Genomic DNA, 21,830 nt, shown 5'->3' with positions numbered 1-21,830 from the left:
TGTTCCTTCTTTTAGCCCGAGATAATGCTCATGAACGAAACTCCGATGAGTGAACCAATTAGCCTCACCGAAGCGGAAGCCCTGCTTCGGCAGGAAATCGCCGATCGTCCCGAATCGCCCGCGGCGCACAATAACCTCGGTCTCGTATTGCGCCAGTTGGGGCGTCTCTCCGAAGCCGAAGACATGTTCCGCCGTGCGCTCGCGCTCAGTCCGGACTCGCCCGACGTGCTTCTGAATCTGGCGCTCGTCGCGTGGGACGAAAAGCGCCACGCCGAATGCCAAAGCACGCTGGACCGCGCGCTCGCGTTGCGCCCCGACTTCGGCATCGCGCGGCATATGCTCGGTTGCGTGTTGCAGGCGCAGGATCGCAGCGACGAGGCCGAGCGCGCCTTCGCCAGCGCGTGCGCGCTCCTGCCGGACTACGCGCCCGCGCACGTCGCACTCGCCGACGCGTTGCGCGCTCAAGGCCGCGTGCCCGAAGCCGAGGCCGCGTGCCGCCGCGGAATCGCGCTCGACCCGGACAACGTCGCAGCGCATCTCACGATGGGCGACGTGCTCTGCGCGGCGGGACGGCTCGTGGACGCGGACGCATCGTTCAACCGCGCGCTGGCGCTGGACCCACAGTCGGCGGAGGCGCATTGCGGGCTCGGCAACGTTGCGCAACGCCGTTTCAACCTGCCGGAAGCCGAAGCGGAGTACAGGACCGCTCTCGCAATGCGTCCCGTCTTCTTCGAAGCGAGCCGCGGTCTGGGCATCGCGCTCGTCGGACTCGGACGCCCGGTCGAGGCGGAAAGCGCGCTGAGACAGGCGCTGTCGATCAAGCCGAACGACGCGGCCGCCGCGGGTGCATTGAACGCCGCGCTCACGATGCCCAAGGCGCAGTCCGGCCCGGACTTGCAGGCGAGCATCGACACGCTGGCGACAAAGCGCGGTCCGTCGGCGTGAGCGTCGCCGGGCGGCGGGATGGTGAAGGGTAGCTGTAGGGATCGTTTCTTGCTTGCGCTCGAATTGCAACGCAGGAGGATAACTATGCAAAACAGACACCCAAGCTCGACCGACCAGCTCGACACCATTCCCGACACGGCGAGTCCCGCATATGCGAAGGCGCATCCGCTGATGCGCGCGTTCGACAGCTTCGCGAGTCTCGTCACGCGCTGGGCGGGCTCGCCTTTCGCGTTCGGCTTCGCGGTCACGAGCATCGTCGTGTGGGTCGTGACCGGCCCGATCTTTCATTACTCGGATGGCTGGCAACTCGTCATCAACACCGGCACGACGATCGTCACGTTCCTCATGGTCTTTCTGATCCAGCAGAGCCAGAACAAGGACAGCGTCGCGCTGCATCTGAAGCTCAACGAATTGCTCGCGACGCATCGCGCGGCGAGCAACCATCTGATCGGCATCGAGGATGCGAGCGAAGACGAATTGCGCAGGCTCGCTGCCGCGTATCTGCGGCTCGCCTCGGACGGCGGCTCGGCGGCGTCGCCGGCGGACGACATCGCCGGTTCCGACGAGACGCGCTGAACCGCGCCTCGCGCTATCCGTTCTTATCGTCCTTCGTCCTTATGCCCCGGCAACACCGCGCCGAGCACCTGCTTCGCGGTATCGACGATGATGTTGCCTTCGTTCGGATCGCCCTCGAATAGCGTGGTCGCGAACGCCTTTGCTTGCTGCAGCGTGATGTGCGGCGGCAGCGGCGGGATGTTCGGATCGGCCTTCACTTCGATCACGACAGGCCTGTCCGACGCCAGCGCCTCGTCCCAGACGGCGGCCATGCGTTCGGCATCATCGACGTAAAAGCCGCGCAAGCCGATCAACTCCGCGAACCGGTGATACGGCACGGATGGAATATCCTGCGACGCCTCGAATTTCGGATCGCCGTTCATCACGCGCTGTTCCCACGTGACCTGGTTGAGGTCCTCGTTGTTGAGCACCATGCAGATCCATCGCGGGTCGGACCACTGTTTCCAGTACTTCGACACGGTGATGAGTTCGGCCATGTTGTTCATCTGCATCGCGCCATCGCCGACGAGCGCGATCACCGGCCGTTCGGGATGCGCGAACTTCGCGGCGATCGCATACGGAACCGCCGCGCCCATCGACGCGAGCCCGCCCGACAGCGAGCACATCATGCCGCGCTTGACCTTGAGATCGCGCGCGTACCAGTTTGCACAGGAACCCGAATCACTTGTTACGATTGCGTTGGCTGGCACGCGCGGCGACAGTTCCCATACCGTGCGCTGCGGATTGACGCCTGTCGTGCCCGGCTCGAGTGCGCGCTTTTCGAGCTTCGTCCACCAGTCGCGCATCCAGCCTTCGATGTCTTCACGCCACGCGCGATCCGTCTTCTGTTCGAGCAAGGGCAAGAGCGCGCGCAAGGTTTCCGCGCTATCGCCGACGAGATTCACTTCCATCGGATAGCGGATCGACAGCATGTCCGCCTTGATGTCGATCTGCACGCCGCGCGCCGCGCCTTCCTTCGGCAGGAACTCCGAGTAGGGGAAGCCCGAGCCGATCATCAGAAGCGTGTCGCATTCGGTCATCAGCTTGTAGCTCGGTTCCGTGCCGAGCAGACCGATGGAGCCGGTGACGTAAGGCAGATCGTCGGGCAGCGCGGCTTTGCCGAGCAGCGCTTTGGCGACGCCCGCGCCGAGTTTTTCGGCGACGGCGATCACTTCGTCCGTTGCCTGAAGCGCGCCCGCGCCGACGAGAATCGCGACCTTCTTGCCCGCGTTGAGGACGTCGGCGGCGCGCTTGAGATCGTCGGGATAAGGGACGATTTTCGGCTCGCGATAGCCGACGCCCGAATGCAACGTGCCGTGCTTGCGCGGCGGCGGTTCGTATTTCAGGTCTTGCAGATCGTTCGGTAAAACCAGTGCTGCGACCTTGCGCTCACCAAGCGCGGTACGAATCGCGCGATCGACGAGATGGCGAATCTGCGAAGGCACGCTCGCCTGCTGCACGAACGCGCCGGCGACGTCCTTGAACATTGACTGCAAATCGACTTCCTGCTGATAGTGCCCGCCAAGCGATGCACGCGCTTGCTGCCCCGCAATCGCGAGAACGGGCATGTGATCGAGCCGCGCGTCGTAGAGGCCGGTCAGCAGATGCGCGGCGCCCGGTCCCGATGTCGCAATGCACACGCCGAGTTCGCCGGTGAACTTCGCGTGCGCAGAGGCCATGAACGCGGCCATTTCCTCGTGCCGCGCCTGAATGAATTCGATCTTGCCCTTCGCGCGATTGAGCGCGCCGAACACGCCGTTGATGCCATCGCCGGGATAGCCATAAATCCGGCGCACGCCCCAGGCGTAGAGGCGGTCGACCAGAAAGTCGCCGACGGTGGTGGTCATGAAGAATGCCTCCGGTGTGCGTTCGAGGGAAACTGCGGGAACAGAACGCCGGCAGCAATGGCCATGCCGAAGACGCGCAAGGCTAACGCAAGCCGACTGCGCGCGCGTCGGCGTCGAAACGCGCAGGCGAACGCGACAGAAAGGACGAGGGCCGCATCGAGCGGCCCTTGTGCTGTCATCCCCAAACGAACACGCGCTCAGTGCGCCACTTTCGCCGGCGTCGTCTTGCGGTTCAGCACGCGCGCCTGCAGCACGATCACGAGCAGCAGGAATAAGCCGCGAATCACCGACTGCCAGTACGCGGACAGGCTGATATACCCGAGCCCGTTCTCGAAGTTCAGCAGGTTGAAAACGAGTCCGAGCAGCGCGACGCCTGCAATCGTCATCGCAATGGAGCCTTCGCCGCCCGTTAACCGCGTGCCGCCGAGCACCACCGCCGAGATCGCGAAGAGTTCCCAGCCGACGCCTTCGTTCGGCTGTCCCGCGCCGAATTGCGCGGCGAGGATCGCGCCCGCGATGCCCGCGAGCAGGCCGCTCACTGCATATACGGCGACGAGCGTGCGATCGACGTTGAGTCCCATGAGCCGCGACGCTTCCTCGCTGCCGCCGATGGCAAGCGCATGCCGGCCGAAGCGCGAACTGCGCAGCGCGATCCATCCGGCCACTGCCGCGACCAGCGATACGATGCCGGGAATCGGCAAGCCGAAGAGATCGCCCTGACCGAACGCGGCGAAGGCCGTGTCGGATGCAATCGCGACGGCATCGTTATGGCCGAGCAGCAGCGCGAGCCCATGCGCGCCGAGACTCGTCGCGAGCGTGACGATGAAGGGCAATATCCGCATGTGCGTGATGACGAGCCCGTTCAGCGCGCCGACCGCAAGCCCCGCGAACGATCCCGCGAGCACGCCCGCCACCGCGCCGTGCGGACTCGCCAGCGCCGATACGACGCTCGCGAGCGCGGCCACCGCGCCCACGGACAAGTCGATGCCGCCCGTGATGATGACGAACGCCATGCCGATGGAAATCAGCGCGAACATCGAGTTGTATCGCCAGAAGGACGTCACGTTGTACGCCGACGCGAAATGCTCGTAGCGCACGACGCCGAGCACGAGCAGCGCGGCGAGCGCGATCAGGATGGGAAGGTTCCGCTTCATGTCATGAGCCCCGGCGACGCTGCACGTACACGGCCGCGATGATGATGCCAGCCTTCAGCACGAGCGCGGCGGCATCCGGAATGCCGTGCGCGAGCAGCGTGTAGCGCAATAACTGGATGATGAGCGCGCCGATCAGCGTGCCCGTGATGTACGCCTTGCCGCCCGTGAGCGCGGTGCCGCCGACCGCCACCGCTGCGATCGCATCGAGTTCGACGCCGAGTCCGACGACGTTCGCATCCGACGACGAATTCACCGAGATCGATATCAGCCCGGCGAGACCCGCAAGCGCGGCGCATGCGGTGTACGCGATCAACTTCACGCGCGCGGTCGGAATGCCGGAGAGATACGCGGCGTCCTCGTTGCCGCCCGTCACAAGCAAGTACTTGCCGAAGAGCGTCTTGCGCACGATCCACGTAAAGATCACGACGAGCGCGAGCATCAGCAGGATCTGAAACGGCACGCCCGCAATCTTGCCGAGCGCGATCCATTGAAACGCGGGATTGTTGAACGCCTGCAAGCTGCCGTCGGTGATGACCTGCGCAATCCCGCGTCCCGCGATGAAGAGCACGAGCGTCGCGACGATGGGCTGCACGCGAAGCCTCGTCACGAGAAAGCCGTTGAATGCGCCGCACAGCGCAGCCGCCGCGACAGGCAGCGTGAACGCGAGCAGGATGCCGGGCGCGCCCTCGATGTTCATGAAGAGCATCGGCGCGAGCGCGCCCGCAATGGCCATCGACGCGCCCACCGACAAATCGATGCCGCCCGTCGCGACGACGAGCGTCATGCCGATGCCGACGATCACGATCGTCACCACCTGCGTGAGATTCACGTTGAAGGTCTGCAGCGACCAGAAGTGCTCGGTGAAGATGAGATTGAACACGATCATCGCGAGCAGCACGACGATCTCGCGCTGAATCGCGATGCCGCGCTTCTTCGTCGAAGGCGCGCCTTGCGTGTCGGCGGCAAGCGGCGCTGCCGGCTGCGTCTTGTCCGTCATGACTCGTTTCCTTGCGCGGCCGTTGCCTGCGCGAGCGACGATTGCTCGCCCGCGCCGTAGGCGATCGCATCCATGATCGACGCCTCGTTCATCTGCGCGCCGTCGAGTGCCGCCACCGTTTCGCCGTCGCGGATCACGACCGCGCGGTCGGCCACGGCGGTCAGTTCTTCCAGTTCGGACGCGGACAAAAGCACCGCGAGGCCCGCGTCGCGCAACTCGCGCACGATCTTCGCGACATCGGCTTTCGCGCCGACGTCGATGCCGCGCGTGGGTTCGTCGAGCAGCAAGAGACGCGGATTCGTCGCGAGCCAGCGCGCGAGCAGCACCTTCTGCTGATTGCCGCCCGAGAGTTCGCGTATCGGCTGATCGGGCGAGCGCAGCTTGATCCCGAGCGATGCGATGAAGCCATCGACGATCTCGCGCTGCTTGCCGACATCCACCACGCCGCGCTTCGTGAGCGCGGGCAGGCAGACGAGCGTGAGGTTGTCGCGCACGGAAAGCTCCGGCACGATGCCTTCGGCCTTGCGGTCTTCCGTCAGATACGCGATGCCGCGCGCGATCGCATCTTTCGGCGATTTGAACGTGACGCGATCGCCGCCGACCGCGAGCGCGCCCTGCGACGGACGATCCGCGCCGAACAAGAGGCGCATGGTCTCGGTGCGGCCCGAGCCGAGCAGTCCGGCGAGACCGACGGCTTCGCCCGCATGCACGTCGAGCGACACGTTCGTGACCTTCGCGCCCGCCGCGAGCGACTGCGCCGAGAGCGCGAGCGCGCCGCGCTTCGCGAGATTGGCTTCCTTCACCGCGCTGTCTTCGTGCACGACGGCGGCGAGCGTGCGCCCGAGCATCGTCGTGACGAGCTTGAGCTTGTCCATTTCCTGCATGCTGCTTTCGGCGACGGTCTGACCGTCGCGCATGACGGTCACGCGGTCGCAGAGCGCATACAGTTCGTCCAGCCGATGCGACACGAAGATGACCGCGCGCCCGTCGTCGCGCAAGCGCCGCACGACGGTGAAAAGCAGTTCCACTTCGCGTTCGTCGAGCGAGGACGTCGATTCGTCCATGATGACCATCTTCGCATCCGACGACACGGCTCGCGCGAGCGCGACCATCTGCTGAATCGCGGTCGAGTATTCGCGCACGGGCTTTTTCACATCGATATGCAACCCGAACGATTCCAGCAGTTCGCTCGCGCGCCGCTGCACCGTCTTCCAGTCGATGAGGCCGAAACGACGCGGCTCGCGCCCGAGAAAGACGTTCTCCGCGACCGAGCGGAAGGGCACGAGGTTGATCTCCTGATAGATCGTGCTGATGCCCGCTTCGCGCGCTTCCTTCGGCGAGCGGAAATCCACGTCGCGTCCGTCGAAACGGATGGCGCCAGCGCTCTTGCGATACGCGCCCGTCAGAATCTTGATGAGCGTCGACTTGCCCGCGCCGTTCTGGCCGATGAGCGCGTGCACTTCGCCCGCCGCCACGGTGAGGCGCGCGTGCTTCAACGCCGCGACGCCGCCGAAGGCGATGTCGATGTCCTGCATGTCGAGTAGGGGAGGGGACATGGCCGAACGATCCGTTCACTTGAAAAAGCGAGCGCCCGAAGGCGCCCGCGTTTCGACGTTGAATGCGCGCTCAATAACCGTACTGCATGCTCTGGTCGACGTTGCTCTTGTCGTAGAAGCGGTCCGACACCTTGACCCACGGCGGAATGGTTTCGCCCTTTGCGTACTTCTGCGCGACATCGCAGGCAAGCGGGCCGAAGAACGGACTCGACTGCACGCTCGCGCCGAGTTCGCCCGCCTTGATCGCTTCGAGGCCGCCCTTCGTGCCGTCGATGGTCACGATCTGGATGTCCTTGCCCGGCTGCTTGCCCGCCGCCTTGATCGCGGCGATCGCGCCGAGCGCCATTTCGTCGTTGTGCGCGTAGACGGCGGTCACGTCCGGATGCGCCTGCAACAGCGTTTCCATGACCTGACGGCCCTTGTCGCGCGCGAAGTCGCCGCTTTGCGAAGCGATGATCTTCATGCCCGGATTCTTCGCGATGACTTCGTCGAAGCCCTTCTTGCGGTCGTTCGCGGCGGATGCGCCCGTCGAGCCTTCGAGTTCGATGATCGTCGCTTTGCCGTTGGTCGCCTTCACGAGCCAGTCGGCGGCGCGGTGTCCCTGATCGATGAAGTCCGAGCCGATGAACGTGATGTAGTCGCGGCCCGCCTTCGCCATCGACTGATCCACGTTGCGGTCGACGAGAATCACCGGAATGCCGGCCTTCTTCGCTTGCAGGATCACCGGCACGAGCGGCTTTTCCTCGCGCGGCGGGAACACGAGCAGATCGACGTGCTGCGCGACCATGCTCTGAATGTCCGACACCTGTTTCGCGGCGGAACTGTTGGCATCGGTCATGACCATCTGCCAGCCGCATTTCGCGGCGATGTCCTTGAAGCTCTTCGTCTCCGCGAGCCGCCACGGATTGTTGCTCTCCGTTTGCGCGAAGCCGACGCGCAGCGGCTTCTTGTTCGGGATCTTCGGCAACGCGTCGTCGGCGGCGTGCGCGGCGCCCGCGCCGAGAACGAATGTCAGTGCGGTGAGCGCGGCGGCGAGCGGGCGCAGGCCCGATTTTTTTTCTAGCGACAGCATGTCTTCCTCCGATAGGGATGAAACGCCTTGTCGACCAAAGCCGGCGCTTGCTGCCAGCGCTCCGGTCCCATGCAACTTCCTTTCTGCGGTGATGCCGATGCCTGGTGTTGCCCGGTTGCCCGGTGTTTCGTGCTGCGAGAGTCGCCGGCCTTGTAGCGCTGTTATGACCGTTTAATCGCTAATATTATTAGTGGCGAGTTGTTTTGCTTCGGTGATTACCTTCACCGATCCGCGCTCGATGAGCGGACCGTCGAGCTTCACCGTGCGGCGTCGCAGCGGCGCGCCCGCCGCGCGGTTGTGTTCTTCCTGCAAGAGCGTTTCGACCGCCCAGCGTCCCAGTTCGTAGTTCGGCAGGACGACCGTGGAAAGCGGCGGATGCGTATGCCGCGCGATTTCCTGATCGTCGTAGCCCACGACCGACACGTCGTCGGGCACGCGAAGGCCCAGTTGCTTCAACGCCTCGATCGCGCCGAGCGCCATCAGGTCGTTCGCGCAGAAGATCGCGGTCGGCGGATTGGGCTCGCGCATCAGCGAAAGCGTCGCTTCGAAGCCGGCGCCCGAACTCCAGTCGCCTTCGCGCAGCAGTTCCGGCGCGAACGGCAAATCCGCCGTCGCGAGCGCGGTGCGATAACCCTTGAGCCGCTCGCGCGCCGCGTCCTGCCACGGCTCGCCGTTGATATAGCCGATGCGCCGATGCCCCGCCGCGAGCAGATAGTCCGTCGCGGTATGGCCGCCCGCGACTTCGGCGGGCACGACCGACGACACGTTCGCGTCGTTCGCGTAGCAGTTGAGCAGCACCGTCGGCACGCGCGCGAGCGCCGCCGGCAGCGTCACGCGGCGCGTGTATACGGTCGCGTAGATCACGCCGAAAACGTTGGGATTGCCGAGCGTGGCGTCGAGCACGCGCGCCTCGATCTGTGCGTTGCCGTGCGTCGAATAGACGGCGAGGATGCGGCCGTGGCTGAACGCGGCGTCGCGCGCGCCGTCGATGCTCACGACCGGATGCGGGCTCGTCGAGATTTCGTCGGCGAGATAGACGATCAGATTGCGCTCGCTTTCGGTGCCGAGCGCGTCGAACGCGTCGAGCGCGGCGGGTTCGCGCGGCGTCATGCGATAGCCGAGTTCGTGCGCGGCGCGCAGCACTTTCTCGCGCGTCGCGTCCGAGAACTTTGCGCCGCTCGCGTTGTTGAGTACGAGCGAGACCGTCGATTGCGAAACTCCGGTGAGCTTCGCGATGTCGGTCATCGTCGGGCGTCGTTGCGTGGTTTTTTTCATCGGGCGCGAATGGCGGGCGAGTGCTGAAACGTCCAGAGCGAAGGAAAGTTACCACTAATATTAGTGATGGACAACGCGGAAACCACCTTATCGAATGGGCTATGCGCACAGGGTTTTCACGGAGCATTACTAATAATATTGACGACTCGATTACCCCCATGCGATTCTGTTCGCGTTCCCGTCACGACCGAAAAAAGGAGCGGCGCATGGGCCGGTACGACGAAAGCGCGCGAGACGCGCTCGCACAAGCGTTCGAGCAAGATGGCTTCGTATTGCTGCGCGATCATTTCGACCGCGCGAAGATCGACGCGTGGCGCGATGCGTTCGCGTCGCTCCTTCAGCCGCATGTCGACGCCGCGCGCGAGGCGTCGTCGAGCGGCAATCGCGGGCCGGGCCGCTATTACGTGACCTTGCCGTTCGAAGGCGAATTCGCGGACCCGTCCGTCGTGTGCGACGAAGATATCGTCGCGATCGTCGAGCGCGTGGCCGGGCGCGATCCGGTGATGTGCCAGCTCGCCACCGATACGCCTGTGCTCGGCTCGGAGTTTCAGGACTGGCATCGCGATACGCCGCCGCTCTTCGACGATGCGCCGGAAACGCCGTCGTTTCAGCTCGCGGTGAATTTTCCGCTCGTCGATGTGGACGACAGCAACGGCCCGCTCGAAACCACGCGCGGCACGCACCGCATCTCGCGCGAGGAAGCGCTAGCCGGTCTCGCCGATGGGCGCTTCCCGCCCGAGCGCGTGCCGATGCGCGTCGGCGACGTGATGATCCGCGACGTGCGCGGGCTGCATCGCGGCACGCCGAACCTGACCGGCGCGCCGCGTCCGATGGTCGTCATCGGCTATAGCCGCGCGTGGTATTTCCGGCCCGAGGTGCATATCGATGTGCCGCGCGCCGTGCTCGCCGACCTGCCGCCGCGCGCGAAACGCCTGCTGCGCTATAACCCGGTCGTCGAGCGCACGGAGCGCATCTTCGACGAAAACTACCGGCAGTTCGCATATTGAGCGCCGACAGAAATCCGGACCGGATCGCCGTCGAACCGCTCGTCGAACCGCTCGTCGAACTGAGTCACGGCGCGCGCCGCGTGCTGCTTGCGCCGCATGTCGGCGGGGCGATCGCGGCGTTTTTCGACATGCGCGATGACGCCGAAGGCCCGCTGCACTGGCTGCGTCCCGCCACGCCGGATGCGCTCGCCGCGCGCAATCCGCTCGGCATGGCGAGCTTTCCGCTCGTGCCGTATTGCAACCGCATCCGCGATGCGCGCTTTACGTTCGATGGCGTGGGCGTCGATCTTTCCGGCGACGGCAACGCGTTCCCGCACGCGCTGCACGGCAACGGCTGGCGGCGGCCGTGGCGCGTCGATGCATTATCCGAGGCGAGCGCGCGGCTCGCGCTCGTGCATGAGCCGTCGGGCGAGCCGGCGCATCATTGGCCGTTTGCGTTCGAAGCGGCGCAGGACATCGCGCTCGACGCGCACTCTCTGACGGTCACGATGTCGATGCGCAACCTGTCCGCGCGGCCCATGCCGTTCGGCCTCGGCCATCATCCGTACTTTCCGCGCACGCGGCACACGCGCGTGCATGCGCGCGTGAAGTCGATGTGGCACACGACGCCCGACCCGCTGCCGACGCACGCGGGCGCGCATCCGAGCATCGACGCGCTCGGCTCGCCGCAGGGCATGTCCGCCGATGCCTTCGATCTCGACAACAATTTCGTGGGCTGGTCGCGCGAAGCGACGATCGCGTGGCCGGACGAGCATCGCGCGGTCACGCTGCGAGCGGACGCGCCGTTCGACTTCATGGTGATTTACGCGCCCGTTGCGCACGACGCGCTCTTGTGCGTCGAGCCGGTAAGCAACGTGGCGGACTGGGTGAATCTCGATGCCGACCACGCTTCGAAGGGCGGCGGCGTGCTTGCGCCGGGGGCGTCGGTGAGCGCGCGGTTTTCGCTGACGCCGCGCATCGGGTGAATCGAGAGGGAAGTCGGCGGCGCGGAGTCCGCGCCGCTCGATCGCTCAGTGTCCGAAGAACACCTCGCAGCGCGGCTGATTCCTGCACGCGTCGGGAGCGCGTCCGCTCGCCGACATACTCGTGCCGGCCTTCGCGCCGCCGTATGCGGTTTCATCCGACGACTGCGCCGTCTGCGGCGCGGGCGCGTCTCGGTCCGCTTGCATCGGCTCCATCGGCTCCATCGGCGGCATCGGCTGCGTGGGGCGCATCGTCTGCACGAGTTGTTGCGCGGCGTCGGGCATGCCTTGCGCGCGCGCCGTGCCGATACTCGCGACCAGCGCGCAGGCGGCCATCATCGCGACGAGTTTCGGGTTCGGATTTGCGTTCATCTTCCAGCTCCTCTAAACGAATCGAATGCTCAAGCAGCCGGAAGCGCGTTCTCGGACTCCTTGCAGCGTTGGGGCGAAATCGCGCATGCCGGGATGCCGGCTCGGGCGCGCGAGCGATGCCGGCATGCGGGGATTCGCCCGATCGCTCGGGCGGGCGCGATGCCGAAGGTGCAAGGACGCGAACGGAACCCGGTTCTTAGGCGACCGATGTCGAAGAACCGGCCGTTGCGTCAGGCGCGATCAGAACCGCGCATGCACACGTTACGTTTGGATGAGAAGACGCGAAATCCCGATGTGGAAGGGATGCGTAAGGAGGGAGTCAGCGCAGCCGCGCTGACTTTCAGACTTTGAGCAGGCGCGGTCCGCGTGGACCGCCCTGCATGGCGGTGGTTCGGAAAACGTGGTGCTTTAGTCCGACTTCGACGTGCCCGAACCGGAACCGCTCTTCTTTTTCATCATCTTGCCGCCGGAACTGCCGGAGTTGTTGGCGCCGTTGGACGTATCCATCGTCGTCGAGCCGGATGCGCCGGAGGTCGTGCCGGTCGCGCCGTGCGCGTTCGGCGTGCTCATGCCCGTGCCGCCTTGGCCCGCGCCGTTGCCGCCCGCCGTGCCGCCGCCCGCACCGGCACCGCCCGCGCCGCCACCGCCGCCCGCGCCCTGCGCGAACGCCGCGCCCGACAGACCGAGGATCATTGCGGATACGAGCAAGCTCTTCTTGGCGATTTTCATGGTGCCTCCCTTTGATTGGTGGTTTGATGCGCGCCGCCTCGTTAGCCCGCGGCTTCGCGGCTTACACAACGCAATCGCCGTGCCGCGGCTGTAAGCGCCGCGCTACGCCCGCTTTCAGGCAAGCGCCTCGTCGCACCATTCGATGGCCCACGCCCGCGCGCAATGAAGCGCGTCCCACTCGTTCGAAAAGGCATCCAGGTCGCCGGATTCGTGGACTTCGACATGCGGCGTGTACTCGTTCGGCGCGCTCACGATGCGGGCGTGCGCGTAGAAGCGGCCGTCTTCGTCATGGCGTGCGGTGCAGTCGATGTGGAAATTCTTGTAGTCGAAACGCATAGGGGTCTCCGCAAACGAGGTTGGTCAGGCAATGACAGGCATGGCACGGCAGCGGACCACGCAGGAGCGCGCCTTGCTTGAATCCAGCCATGTTTGTTCGAAGCCAGTGGAGCGCGCTCGTGACGACGCATCGGGAACATGGACATTCGCCGGACGATCAGGACAAGGCGGCGCTCGACGAGTTCAAGACGCTCGTCAACATGACGGCGCATCAGCTCGACAAGTGGCTTGCCACCGAGGAATCGCGCGCGGTCGGCCAGAAGACGGACGATGCGGCGGACGACCCAGGCAAGGCGGAGTCGGTCGGGCATCGGTCGGGCAGACGCATCGTCGCGTTGCTCGGCACCAAGAAAAGCGACTTCGACGCCGACGACTACGCGCACATGCGCAAGGTAGCCGGCTATATCAAGCGCCATCTCGCGCAACGCCCGCACGGCGATGTGGAACACACGAAGTGGCGCTACTCGCTGATGAACTGGGGACATGATCCGCTCAAATAACCGGGCGCCGACGCATTTGCAAACTTCGCGCCGCGCGCATACCATACTGTATAAACATACAGTATCATAGCCACGATGGACTTGCCGGAAAAGCTCGAAATTCTCGCCGACGCAGCAAAGTACGACGCCTCGTGCGCGAGCGGCGGCGCGCCCAAGCGCGAGTCGCGCGGCATCGAAGGCGTCGGCGCGAGCACCGGCTCGGGCATCTGCCACAGCTTCACGCCGGACGGCCGCTGCGTGTCGCTGCTGAAAATTCTGCTTACCAACTTTTGCCTGTACGACTGCCGGTATTGCATCAACCGCCGGTCGAGCAACGTGCCCCGCGCGCGCTTCACGCGGGAAGAAGTCGTCACGCTGACGCTCGACTTTTACCGCCGCAACTACATCGACGGGCTGTTTTTGAGTTCCGGCGTGATCCGCTCGTCGAATTACACGATGGAGCAATTGGTCCTCGTCGCGAAGACGTTGCGCGAGAAGCATCAGTTTCGCGGCTACATTCACCTCAAGACCATTCCGGACGCGGACCCGGAACTCATCGCGCAGGCCGGGCTTTACGCGGACCGTCTGAGCGTGAACATCGAATTGCCGACGGAGATCGGGCTGGAACGGCTCGCGCCCGAAAAAAACGGCCGCACGATCAAGCTCGCGATGGGCAACATCCGCGTCGCGCGCGAGGAGTCCGAAGCGGAGCCGCGCGCGCCGCGCTTCGCGCCGGCGGGACAGAGCACGCAGATGATCGTCGGCGCGGACGAAACGGACGACCGCACCATTCTCGGCACCGCCGAAACGCTGTACGGCTCGTATCAGCTCAAGCGCGTCTATTACTCGGCCTTCAGCCCGATTCCGGACAGTCCGTCGGGCGTGCCGTCGAAGGCGCCGCCGCTGTTGCGCGAGCATCGGCTGTATCAGGCGGATTTTCTGATGCGCGGCTACGGCTTCAACGCCGCCGAACTGTTTGGCGATGCAGGCAATCTCCCGCTCGATGTCGATCCGAAACTCGCGTGGGCGCTTGCGCATCGCGAACGCTTTCCCGTCGATCTGAACGCCGCGCCGTTGCGCATGATCGCGCGTGTGCCGGGCATCGGCATGCGCAACGCGAAGCGCATCGTCGAACTGCGGCGCGCGCGGCGCGTGCGTTATGCCGATCTCGCGCGGCTGCGCTGCGGCATGGACAAGGTGAAGCCGTTCGTCGTGACGGAGGACTATCGGCCACCGCTTTCGGAAGCGCCGTCGGATCATCTGCGGCGCGCGCTTGCCACGCAGCCCGTGCAGCTTTCGCTGCTCTAGCATGCGCGTCATCACGATCGACGACGACTTCGACGCCTGGCGCAGCGCCGCGCTTGGCGCGCTGTCGCAAGGGCTCGCGCCCGAGTCGATCGACTGGCGCACGCAGCAAAGCGACACGCCCGCGCTTTTCCCGGCGGCAGGCGAGGCCACGGCATCGGACGGCGATGCGCCGCAAGTGCGCGTCTCGCGCGAACTGGCCGCGCTCGTGAAGGATGCCGCGCATTGTCGCGACGAGCGTCGCTGGGGCTTTCTGTATCGCGTGCTATGGCGCTGGACGCGCGGCGACCGCTCGGTTGCGTCCGCCGCCGACGAAGACGGCGCGCGTCTCTACAAGATGGCGAAGGCCGTGCGGCGCGCGCAGCACGACATGATCGCCTACGTGCGCTTTCGTCAGCGCGATGCCGCGCTCGGACCGCCGGAATTCGTCGCGTGGTACGAACCGGATCACGATGTCCTCGCGTGGGGCGCGGAGCATTTCGCCGCGCGCATGGGCCGCTCGACGTGGCTCATCACCACGCCGGACGGCGCGGCGATGTGGAACGGCGAGCGCTTGCAGATCGAGCGCCGGCGCGCGCTGGCATCGGAACATGCGTCCGATACGCCGGACGCCGCCGAAGACCTGTGGATGACCTACTACCGCAGCATCTTCAACCCCGCGCGCCTGAACGAATCCGCGCTCGAACAGCAGATGCCCGTGCGCTTCTGGAAAGGCTTGCCCGAAGGCGCGCTGATCCCGCAACTCGTGAGCGATGCGCGCGGCGGCGCACGGCGCGTCGCGCAGGCAAAGACGGTCGGCGCGCTCGGCGGCAAGGCGGTGCAGGTCGAAGCGCGCGACGCGCAACCCGAGCGCGACGCGCCCAGTTCGCTCGATACCTGCCGCCGCTGCGATCTCTGGCGCAACGCGACGCAGGCGGTGCCCGGCGCCGGGCCATCCGACGCGCGCATCATGCTGCTCGGCGAGCAGCCCGGCGACCAGGAAGACCTGAAGGGCGAGCCTTTTGTCGGACCGGCCGGCCAGTTGCTCGACGACGCCATGCGCCGCGCGAACGTGCCGCGCGAGCAGGTGTATCTGACCAACGCCGTCAAGCATTTCAAATGGGAGCCGCGCGGCAAGCGGCGTCTGCACAAGACGCCGGGGCAGCAGGAAATCGAAGCGTGTTCCTACTGGCTCGAGCGCGAACTCGATCAAACCGGCGCGCGTGTGATCGTTACGCTCGGCGCAACGGCACTGACCGCGCTCCTCGGCAAGCGCGCGACGCTGCGCGCGCACGTCGGGCGCGTGGTGCCGTATGGCGACAAGCTGATCGTCGCGACGTATCACCCCTCGTATGCGCTGCGTCAGCTCGACGACACCGCGCGCGAAAAAACCCTCGCCGATATCGCCGATGCGCTCGCGCGGGCGCGCTCGCTCGCCGCTTCAGCCGATAAGCGCTAGACGCCGCGCGGCGCCCGCTGGCAATGACACTTCACGACATAACTGTCCGATGGCGCGCTCGAATGCCATCGCGCATAGTTGCGCCAGCGTGATCGAGAGGCAAAACGCCGTGTCACGCACAGATGCCACTGAGCCAATCACCCGAGATGCCGACATGCCGCAAGCCTTCCGTTTTCCTTCGTTCCGTTTCATCCTCAACCATGCGCGCCGCGCCGCCGTCGTCGGACTGATGACGGGCAGCGCGCTCTTCGCCGGCTGCGCGCAGGCCGCGAGTCAGTACGGCGACGCGGCCCAGCCAACGCAAAGCGTCGCGACGACGCCCGCCGCGCGGCCCGACGTCATCTACGTGTACCCGTTCGACAGCAGCCTCGCCGATGTGAAGCCCGACAATCACGGGCTCGCGGCGAAGCTCAGGTCGTCTGCGTCCAGCGAACCGGCGATGGCGCAGCAAGCTCAGGAAGAACTCGCCGACGAGATCGTCGCCAAGCTGCAGTCGATGGGCCTTCGCGCAGTCCGGGCCGACGCGCCGCCGCCCGGCGGCCAGAACGCGCTGGAAGTGACCGGCAGCATCGATACGATCGATGCGGGCAATCGCCGGCGCCGCGTGCTGATCGGCCTCGGCGCGGGCGAAAGCAAGGTCGCCGCGACGGTTGCGCTCGTCTACAGGCCGGCCAACGGCGCGCCGCAAGTCATCGAACAGTTCGATGCCAGCGCCGACAGCGGCCACGCGCCGGGCGTCGCGGAGATGGCGGGCGTCGGCGCGGCGGCGGGACATGCGGCGAGTTCGCTCGCGGTATCGGGCGGACTGCATGCGGTATCCGAAACGAAGCGCGCCGGTGTATCGCCGGATGAAAAACGCCTCGCCGATGCGATTGCGAAGCAAATCGGCGAGACGGGCACGCAACAGGGCTGGTTCTCCGCGAAAACGTGAACGCCATGCGCGCGCCGGAACCCATACACTAGCGGTTCCGGACGGATGTTCGCTTCCCGAGAATCCCGCATGCCGATGATCGCCCTCATTGCCCTGACCGTCGTAGTCACCGTCATCGTCGTGCTGGTGATCGCCAATCTCACGAGCGGCGAGAAGAAGATCGAGCACAAGATCGAGCGGCTCTATCCGAGCGACGACCCGCAGTTCATCCGCTCGATGGGCCTTCTGCTCGGCCCGCCCGTCGTCGACGGCAACCGCTTCGAGGTGCTCGTCGACGGCGACGAAATCTTTCCGTCGATGCTCGAAGGCATCCGCTCTGCCAGAAAGACCATCACGTTCGAGACGTTCATCTACTGGTCCGGCGCGATCGGCGAAGAGATCGCGACGGCGCTCGCGGACCGGGCGCGCGCGGGCGTGGCGGTGCATGTGCTGCTCGACTGGCTCGGCTCCATGAAAATGGACAAGCGCTATTTGCGCATGCTGCGCGACGCGGGCGCGGAAGTCATCCAGTATCACAAGCCGCATCTCACGGGCCTTGGCCGCATGAACGACCGCACGCATCGCAAGATTCTCGTGATCGACGGTCATACGGGCTTCACGGGCGGCGTCGGCATTGCGGACGAATGGACCGGGCACGCGCAGGACGAAAAGCACTGGCGCGACACGCATTTCCGCGTGGAGGGCCCGGTGGTCGGGCAGATGCAGGCGGTCTTCATGGACAACTGGGTCAAGGCCACCGGCAACGTGCTGCACGGCGCGAATTATTTCCCCGAGATCGCGCGTGCCGGCGACGGCCTCGCGCACATGTTCAGCAGCTCGCCTTCGGGCGGCAGCGACGACATGGAGCTCATGTATCTCATGGCGATCACCGCCGCGACCTACACCATCGATCTGTCGAGCGCGTACTTCGTGCCGGACAAGCTGACGATCAACGCGATCGTCGAGGCCGCGCGGCGCGGCGTGCGCGTGCGCGTCGTGACGCCCGGCAAGCGCATCGACACGCATACGGTGCGCGAGGCGTCGCGCGCATGCTGGGGCGATCTGCTCGCGGCGGGCGTCGAGATGTACGAGTATCAGCCGACCATGTTTCACTGCAAGCTGATCGTCGTGGACGAGTTGCTCGTCTCGGTCGGCTCGACCAACTTCGACAGCCGCTCGTTCAAGCTCAACGACGAGGCGAACCTCAACATCTACGACCGCGACTTCGCGCGCCAGCAAACGGCGATCTTCGACGAGGACATCGCTCATTCGAAACGCATCACGCTGCAGGACTGGCAGCGGCGCGGGCTCGGCGAACGTTTGCTGGAACGTCTCGTGGCATTGCTGGACCCTGAACTTTGAGCGCGCGGGCGATGCGCCGCAGTGGACAAAACCTGTGCGACATAAATCGCTCGACGGACCTAAAGATCGAGCGATGCGCGCCGATAAGACGCTCAAGCTAGCAAGCACCTTCGACCCCGGCACCCATGCACGGAACCTACAACCTCTGGCTCGTCGCGGCATCGCTCATTGTCGCCACGCTCGCCTCGTACACCGCCCTCGATATCTCAGGGCGCATCGCGATGCTTTCGAAGTCGCGCATGCGCCATCTCTGGCTCGCGGGCGGCGCGACTTCCATGGGCACCGGCATCTGGTCGATGCACTTCGTCGGGGTGCTCGCCTTCTCGTTGCCGATTCCATTCGGCTACGACCTGAAGATCACGGCGGCTTCGCTCGTCATCGCGATACTGGTGTCGTCCTTCGCGCTGTCGGTCATCAATCGGGCGCGTCTCACGTTCGCACGTCTCGCGGCAAGCAGCATGCTGATGGGCGCGGGCATCGCCGCCATGCACTACACCGGCGACGCCGCGATGCGGATGCATCCCGCCATCCAGTACGATCCGCTGCTCTTCGCCGCATCCATCGTGATCGCGGTGATCGCATCGGGCGCGGCGCTGTGGATCGCGCGGGCGTTAGCCGATGTGAGTCAGCGCAACGTGACGTTCAAGCGCATGGTGGCCGCGCTCGTGATGGGCGTGGCGATCACCGGCATGCACTACACCGGCAACGCGGCCGCCGAATTCCTGCCCGGTTCCGTGTGCGGCGCGGCCAACGACGTGGACGTGCACTGGCTCGCCACGACGGTCATGCTGTTCACGTTCGGAATCCTGGTCATCACGCTCGTGCTGTCGCGCTATGACGCCCGCAATGCGCTGCTCGCCGGGTCCGTGTCGCGTCTCAACGGCCAGATCGTCCACATGGCGACTTTCGATGCGCTCACGGACCTGCCGAATCGCCGCACGGCGACGGAGCGCATCGAGCGTGCGGTGAAGCAGGCGCGGCACGCGGGCAACCGTTTCGCGATTCTCTTCATGGACCTCGATGGTTTCAAGACCATCAACGATTCGCTCGGCCACTCGACCGGCGACGAAGTGCTGAAGGCGTTCGCGAAGCGCCTCTTGCAGTGCGTGCGCGGCGGCGATACCGTAGGCCGGCTCGGCGGCGACGAGTTCGTCGTGATGCTGGAGAACATCAACGTGCCCGGAGAGGCCGAGCGGCTTGCCGAGCGCATTCTGGAGGCCATGAAAAAGGGCGTGACGGTCGACACGCTCTCGCTCCAGGTGATGCCGAGCATCGGCATTGCGCTCTTTCCGGACGATGGCGAGAGCGTCGAAGTCCTGCTCAAGCACGCGGATGTCGCGATGTATGAGGCGAAGCGCGGCGGACGCAGCACGTATCGCTTTTTCGAGGCGAGCATGAACGAAGCGGCGGTTCGCACGCTGCAAATTCAGCAGGCCTTGCACGAGGCGTTGAACGCCGAATATTTCTATTTGCTCTTTCAGCCGAAGTTCCGCAGCGGCGGCGACCTTGCGGGCGCGGAGGCGCTCATCCGGCTCGAGCATCCGCAACTCGGGCTGCTGAAGCCGCTCGAATTCATTCCGATTGCGGAGCGCTCCGGGCAGATTGTCGAGATCGGCTACTGGGTCGTGCGCGACACGTGCCGGCAGATGGCGCGCTGGCGTGAAGCGGGGCGCGCGCCGGTCAAGGTGGCGATCAACCTGTCGCCGCGGCAGTTGCACGAAGCGGATCTCGTCACGCGCGTGATGGACATCGTGCGCGAAGAGGGCATCGAAAGCGCGCAGATCATGTTCGAGATCACCGAGACCGTCGCGATGCAGGACGCGCCGCGCACCATCGAAATGATTCGCGCGTTCCAGAATAATGGCTTCGAGATCGCCATCGACGACTTCGGCACCGGCTATTCAAGCCTCGCCTATCTGCAGCGCTTCGGCGCGAAGCAATTGAAGATCGACCGGTTCTTCACGAACGGCCTCGATGCCAACGGTCATGAAGGGCGCGCAATCGTCTCGGCGATCATCGCGCTTGCGCATTCGCTCGACATGGACGTTGTGGCCGAGGGCGTCGAGACCGGCTCACAGCTCGACCGGCTGCAGGACATGATGTGCGACGAAATGCAGGGCTTCCTGCTCGCGAGGCCGCTTTCGGCGGAGGCGTTCGGCGTTTTGCTGGAAAGCGGAAAAGTGAGCGCGTGAAGCTGAGTGCCTGAAGACGCGCGTGGAGCGGTTCTTGCTCGTGCTGCGTCGTCCACACCGGAGAACCGCCATGCTGAACCTACGCACTGCACCGCTCGCCGTCATCGCGCTGTCCGTCGCTGCGCTCGTGACGTTGCCCGCTACGCCCGCCGTCGCGCAGGACAGCGGCGCATCCACGCCCAAGCAGGTCAGGAAAGCCGAGCGCAAGGCCGCGCGGGCCAAGAAGAATGCGGAACTCGGAGACCTCGAGAAGAACGGCTATAGCCCGTCGGGTGAGCAGACGGACTATCCGCAGAACTTGCAGAACGCGCCGCGCCGCGTCAACGCGCAGAAGGCCGGGCAACCGGCGCCCGCGTCCGCGCCGTAAGCAAGAAGGGACTCGCCAAGGCCGCGCCATCGATGCAAAGGCGCGGCGTCAGGCGTTAGGCGTTAGGCGTCAGGCCGCGTTGGCGAACGGCACGGACCGGCCATGCGCGCCTGCATTGCCGGCAGTTACGATGCGCGCGCCCGGAACGTTCGCGATGCCGAACAGCGGACGCGCGAGATGGAAGCCTTGCGCGAGCACATGCGGCCATTGCGCGAGCCATTGCGCCTGCGCGCGCGTCTGCACGCCTTCCACGATCACGCTCACGTTCAGCCGCGTCAGCAGGGCGAGCACCGACCAGAACACCGTGCACGCGTTGGGGCAGCGCGGCGCTTCGGCAAGCAGTTCCTTGGCGATCTTCACCGTGCCGAACTTGACCGGCCCGAGCGCCGCGAGACACGCGAAGCCAGTGCCGAAGTCGTCCATCGCGACGTTCACGCCGCGCTCGCGCAAACGTTGCACAACCTTTGGAATGGAAGGGTAGCGGGCAAGATCCTGGTTTTCCGAGAGTTCGATCTCCAGCGCGGACGACGCGACGCCATGCGCGGCGCAAATCCCATCCATGCGCTCGATGAAGCCGTCGGCCGCTGCGATCGAAGGCGGCACGTTGATCGCCACCGGATAGTGCGCGCCGCCGTGCGCCTGCCACGCCGCGATGTCGAGCGATACCGCGTTCATCACGAAGTCGGTGACCTCGCTCATCACGTTTTCGTCGGCGAGCGCTCCCTGAAACGCGCCGGGCAACAGCAACCCGAACTCCGGATGACGCCAGCGAAGCAGCGCCTCCAGCCGCGCAAGTTCACCGCTATCCACGCGGTAGATGCCCTGATAGGCCATGCAGAATTCGCCGGCTCCGAGGCCCTCGAGCACGCGGCGCTTCAAGGCTTGATCTGACCTCGGCGCGAGCGTCGAACCGTGCGAGCGGAGGGGAGTTGTGTTCATGCTATGCGCCTTCGAATGGAACAAGGCGCTT

The 21,830-nt window shown here is 65.5% G+C and carries 21 protein-coding genes; 11 read left to right on the top strand and 10 right to left on the bottom strand.

Annotated features, from left to right (window positions below; translation table 11 throughout):
• Positions 1-45 precede the first annotated feature (45 nt).
• Both LDZ27_RS24105 and LDZ27_RS24100 read left to right on the top strand, forming a co-directional pair.
• Positions 46-945: a tetratricopeptide repeat protein gene (locus LDZ27_RS24105; protein WP_244817621.1), complete on the top strand. Its 900-nt coding sequence runs from the start codon at positions 46-48 to the stop codon at positions 943-945.
• A gap of 84 nt (positions 946-1,029) precedes the next feature.
• Complete coding sequence (locus tag LDZ27_RS24100; RefSeq protein ID WP_244817620.1) at positions 1,030-1,521, top strand: low affinity iron permease family protein; 492 nt, start codon at positions 1,030-1,032, stop codon at positions 1,519-1,521.
• 23 nt (positions 1,522-1,544) lie between these two features.
• Here the strand turns inward: LDZ27_RS24100 and LDZ27_RS24095 are convergent, their stop codons facing one another.
• From LDZ27_RS24095 to LDZ27_RS24070, 6 genes are all read right to left on the bottom strand, one after another.
• Positions 1,545-3,347, bottom strand: coding sequence for a thiamine pyrophosphate-requiring protein (locus LDZ27_RS24095; protein ID WP_244817619.1), 1,803 nt, complete (start codon positions 3,345-3,347; stop codon positions 1,545-1,547).
• A gap of 197 nt (positions 3,348-3,544) precedes the next feature.
• The gene (locus LDZ27_RS24090; protein WP_244817618.1) at positions 3,545-4,501 is read right to left on the bottom strand and encodes an ABC transporter permease; all 957 of its coding nucleotides are present in this window, start codon (positions 4,499-4,501) and stop codon (positions 3,545-3,547) included.
• Position 4,502: 1 nt separating this feature from the next.
• Complete coding sequence (locus LDZ27_RS24085) at positions 4,503-5,498, bottom strand: ABC transporter permease (protein WP_244817617.1); 996 nt, start codon at positions 5,496-5,498, stop codon at positions 4,503-4,505.
• A complete protein-coding gene (locus LDZ27_RS24080) occupies positions 5,495-7,054 on the bottom strand; it encodes a sugar ABC transporter ATP-binding protein (RefSeq protein ID WP_244817616.1) in 1,560 nt (519 codons plus the stop codon). The genes LDZ27_RS24085 and LDZ27_RS24080 overlap by 4 nt, the downstream gene beginning before the upstream one ends.
• 70 nt (positions 7,055-7,124) lie before the next feature.
• Positions 7,125-8,126, bottom strand: coding sequence for an ABC transporter substrate-binding protein (locus tag LDZ27_RS24075; RefSeq protein WP_244817615.1), 1,002 nt, complete (start codon positions 8,124-8,126; stop codon positions 7,125-7,127).
• A gap of 171 nt (positions 8,127-8,297) precedes the next feature.
• Complete coding sequence (locus LDZ27_RS24070) at positions 8,298-9,371, bottom strand: LacI family DNA-binding transcriptional regulator (protein WP_244817614.1); 1,074 nt, start codon at positions 9,369-9,371, stop codon at positions 8,298-8,300.
• Positions 9,372-9,607: 236 nt separating this feature from the next.
• Between LDZ27_RS24070 and LDZ27_RS24065 the strand changes: the two genes are divergently transcribed.
• Positions 9,608-10,408 (top strand): phytanoyl-CoA dioxygenase family protein, encoded by an 801-nt coding sequence (locus LDZ27_RS24065; protein WP_244817613.1) that lies wholly within the window; start codon positions 9,608-9,610, stop codon positions 10,406-10,408.
• Positions 10,405-11,373 (top strand): aldose 1-epimerase, encoded by a 969-nt coding sequence (locus LDZ27_RS24060; RefSeq protein WP_244817612.1) that lies wholly within the window; start codon positions 10,405-10,407, stop codon positions 11,371-11,373. The genes LDZ27_RS24065 and LDZ27_RS24060 overlap by 4 nt, the downstream gene beginning before the upstream one ends.
• Before the next feature lie 45 nt (positions 11,374-11,418).
• On the opposite strand, the gene LDZ27_RS24055 is transcribed toward LDZ27_RS24060, so the two are convergent.
• From LDZ27_RS24055 to LDZ27_RS24045, 3 genes are all read right to left on the bottom strand, one after another.
• Positions 11,419-11,742 (bottom strand): hypothetical protein, encoded by a 324-nt coding sequence (locus LDZ27_RS24055; RefSeq protein ID WP_244817611.1) that lies wholly within the window; start codon positions 11,740-11,742, stop codon positions 11,419-11,421.
• Between the two features lie 408 nt (positions 11,743-12,150).
• Positions 12,151-12,471, bottom strand: coding sequence for a hypothetical protein (locus LDZ27_RS24050; RefSeq protein WP_244818037.1), 321 nt, complete (start codon positions 12,469-12,471; stop codon positions 12,151-12,153).
• A gap of 114 nt (positions 12,472-12,585) precedes the next feature.
• Positions 12,586-12,807, bottom strand: a complete 222-nt coding sequence (locus LDZ27_RS24045) for a hypothetical protein (RefSeq protein ID WP_244817610.1) — start codon at positions 12,805-12,807, stop codon at positions 12,586-12,588.
• A gap of 200 nt (positions 12,808-13,007) precedes the next feature.
• On the opposite strand from LDZ27_RS24045, the gene LDZ27_RS24040 reads away from it, so the two are divergent.
• The 7 genes from LDZ27_RS24040 to LDZ27_RS24010 all read left to right on the top strand — a co-directional run bounded on the left by LDZ27_RS24040 (position 13,008) and on the right by LDZ27_RS24010 (position 20,860).
• The gene (locus LDZ27_RS24040) at positions 13,008-13,307 is read left to right on the top strand and encodes a DUF3140 domain-containing protein (protein WP_244818030.1); all 300 of its coding nucleotides are present in this window, start codon (positions 13,008-13,010) and stop codon (positions 13,305-13,307) included.
• Between the two features lie 75 nt (positions 13,308-13,382).
• Positions 13,383-14,594, top strand: coding sequence for a putative DNA modification/repair radical SAM protein (locus LDZ27_RS24035; protein WP_244817609.1), 1,212 nt, complete (start codon positions 13,383-13,385; stop codon positions 14,592-14,594).
• 1 nt (position 14,595) lies between these two features.
• Positions 14,596-16,029: a UdgX family uracil-DNA binding protein gene (locus tag LDZ27_RS24030; RefSeq protein WP_244817608.1), complete on the top strand. Its 1,434-nt coding sequence runs from the start codon at positions 14,596-14,598 to the stop codon at positions 16,027-16,029.
• Positions 16,030-16,183: 154 nt separating this feature from the next.
• Positions 16,184-16,960 (top strand): DUF4410 domain-containing protein, encoded by a 777-nt coding sequence (locus tag LDZ27_RS24025; RefSeq protein ID WP_244817607.1) that lies wholly within the window; start codon positions 16,184-16,186, stop codon positions 16,958-16,960.
• Positions 16,961-17,029: 69 nt separating this feature from the next.
• Positions 17,030-18,301, top strand: a complete 1,272-nt coding sequence (gene cls, locus LDZ27_RS24020) for a cardiolipin synthase (RefSeq protein WP_244817606.1) — start codon at positions 17,030-17,032, stop codon at positions 18,299-18,301.
• 125 nt (positions 18,302-18,426) lie between these two features.
• Positions 18,427-20,493 (top strand): bifunctional diguanylate cyclase/phosphodiesterase, encoded by a 2,067-nt coding sequence (locus LDZ27_RS24015; RefSeq protein WP_244817605.1) that lies wholly within the window; start codon positions 18,427-18,429, stop codon positions 20,491-20,493.
• A gap of 70 nt (positions 20,494-20,563) precedes the next feature.
• Complete coding sequence (locus LDZ27_RS24010) at positions 20,564-20,860, top strand: DUF4148 domain-containing protein (protein WP_244817604.1); 297 nt, start codon at positions 20,564-20,566, stop codon at positions 20,858-20,860.
• A 69-nt stretch (positions 20,861-20,929) separates the two neighbouring features.
• Here the strand turns inward: LDZ27_RS24010 and LDZ27_RS24005 are convergent, their stop codons facing one another.
• Entirely contained in the window at positions 20,930-21,799 is an 870-nt protein-coding gene (locus tag LDZ27_RS24005; protein ID WP_244817603.1) for an EAL domain-containing protein, read from the bottom strand.
• Between the last annotated feature and the right edge of the window lie 31 nt (positions 21,800-21,830).

Source organism: Caballeronia sp. Lep1P3 (assembly GCF_022879595.1).
In the GTDB taxonomy this organism is placed as follows: Bacteria; Pseudomonadota; Gammaproteobacteria; order Burkholderiales; family Burkholderiaceae; genus Caballeronia.
This window is presented reverse-complemented; position numbering and strand designations above follow the sequence as displayed.

Excerpts from the sequence above, each read along its gene's own strand:
- LDZ27_RS24040 (WP_244818030.1), top strand. The coding sequence starts at position 13,008 with ATGACGGCGCATCAGCTCGACAAGTGGCTTGCCACCGAGGAATCGCGC.
- LDZ27_RS24085 (WP_244817617.1), bottom strand. The coding sequence starts at position 5,498 with ATGACGGACAAGACGCAGCCGGCAGCGCCGCTTGCCGCCGACACGCAA.
- LDZ27_RS24055 (WP_244817611.1), bottom strand. The coding sequence starts at position 11,742 with ATGAACGCAAATCCGAACCCGAAACTCGTCGCGATGATGGCCGCCTGC.
- LDZ27_RS24050 (WP_244818037.1), bottom strand. The coding sequence starts at position 12,471 with ATGAAAATCGCCAAGAAGAGCTTGCTCGTATCCGCAATGATCCTCGGT.
- LDZ27_RS24070 (WP_244817614.1), bottom strand. The coding sequence starts at position 9,371 with ATGACCGACATCGCGAAGCTCACCGGAGTTTCGCAATCGACGGTCTCG.
- LDZ27_RS24090 (WP_244817618.1), bottom strand. The coding sequence starts at position 4,501 with ATGAAGCGGAACCTTCCCATCCTGATCGCGCTCGCCGCGCTGCTCGTG.
- cls (WP_244817606.1), top strand. The coding sequence starts at position 17,030 with ATGCCGATGATCGCCCTCATTGCCCTGACCGTCGTAGTCACCGTCATC.
- LDZ27_RS24035 (WP_244817609.1), top strand. The coding sequence starts at position 13,383 with ATGGACTTGCCGGAAAAGCTCGAAATTCTCGCCGACGCAGCAAAGTAC.
- LDZ27_RS24010 (WP_244817604.1), top strand. The coding sequence starts at position 20,564 with ATGCTGAACCTACGCACTGCACCGCTCGCCGTCATCGCGCTGTCCGTC.
- LDZ27_RS24005 (WP_244817603.1), bottom strand. The coding sequence starts at position 21,799 with ATGAACACAACTCCCCTCCGCTCGCACGGTTCGACGCTCGCGCCGAGG.
- LDZ27_RS24030 (WP_244817608.1), top strand. The coding sequence starts at position 14,596 with ATGCGCGTCATCACGATCGACGACGACTTCGACGCCTGGCGCAGCGCC.
- LDZ27_RS24045 (WP_244817610.1), bottom strand. The coding sequence starts at position 12,807 with ATGCGTTTCGACTACAAGAATTTCCACATCGACTGCACCGCACGCCAT.
- LDZ27_RS24075 (WP_244817615.1), bottom strand. The coding sequence starts at position 8,126 with ATGCTGTCGCTAGAAAAAAAATCGGGCCTGCGCCCGCTCGCCGCCGCG.
- LDZ27_RS24100 (WP_244817620.1), top strand. The coding sequence starts at position 1,030 with ATGCAAAACAGACACCCAAGCTCGACCGACCAGCTCGACACCATTCCC.
- LDZ27_RS24065 (WP_244817613.1), top strand. The coding sequence starts at position 9,608 with ATGGGCCGGTACGACGAAAGCGCGCGAGACGCGCTCGCACAAGCGTTC.
- LDZ27_RS24025 (WP_244817607.1), top strand. The coding sequence starts at position 16,184 with ATGCCGCAAGCCTTCCGTTTTCCTTCGTTCCGTTTCATCCTCAACCAT.
- LDZ27_RS24105 (WP_244817621.1), top strand. The coding sequence starts at position 46 with ATGAGTGAACCAATTAGCCTCACCGAAGCGGAAGCCCTGCTTCGGCAG.
- LDZ27_RS24015 (WP_244817605.1), top strand. The coding sequence starts at position 18,427 with ATGCACGGAACCTACAACCTCTGGCTCGTCGCGGCATCGCTCATTGTC.
- LDZ27_RS24080 (WP_244817616.1), bottom strand. The coding sequence starts at position 7,054 with ATGTCCCCTCCCCTACTCGACATGCAGGACATCGACATCGCCTTCGGC.
- LDZ27_RS24095 (WP_244817619.1), bottom strand. The coding sequence starts at position 3,347 with ATGACCACCACCGTCGGCGACTTTCTGGTCGACCGCCTCTACGCCTGG.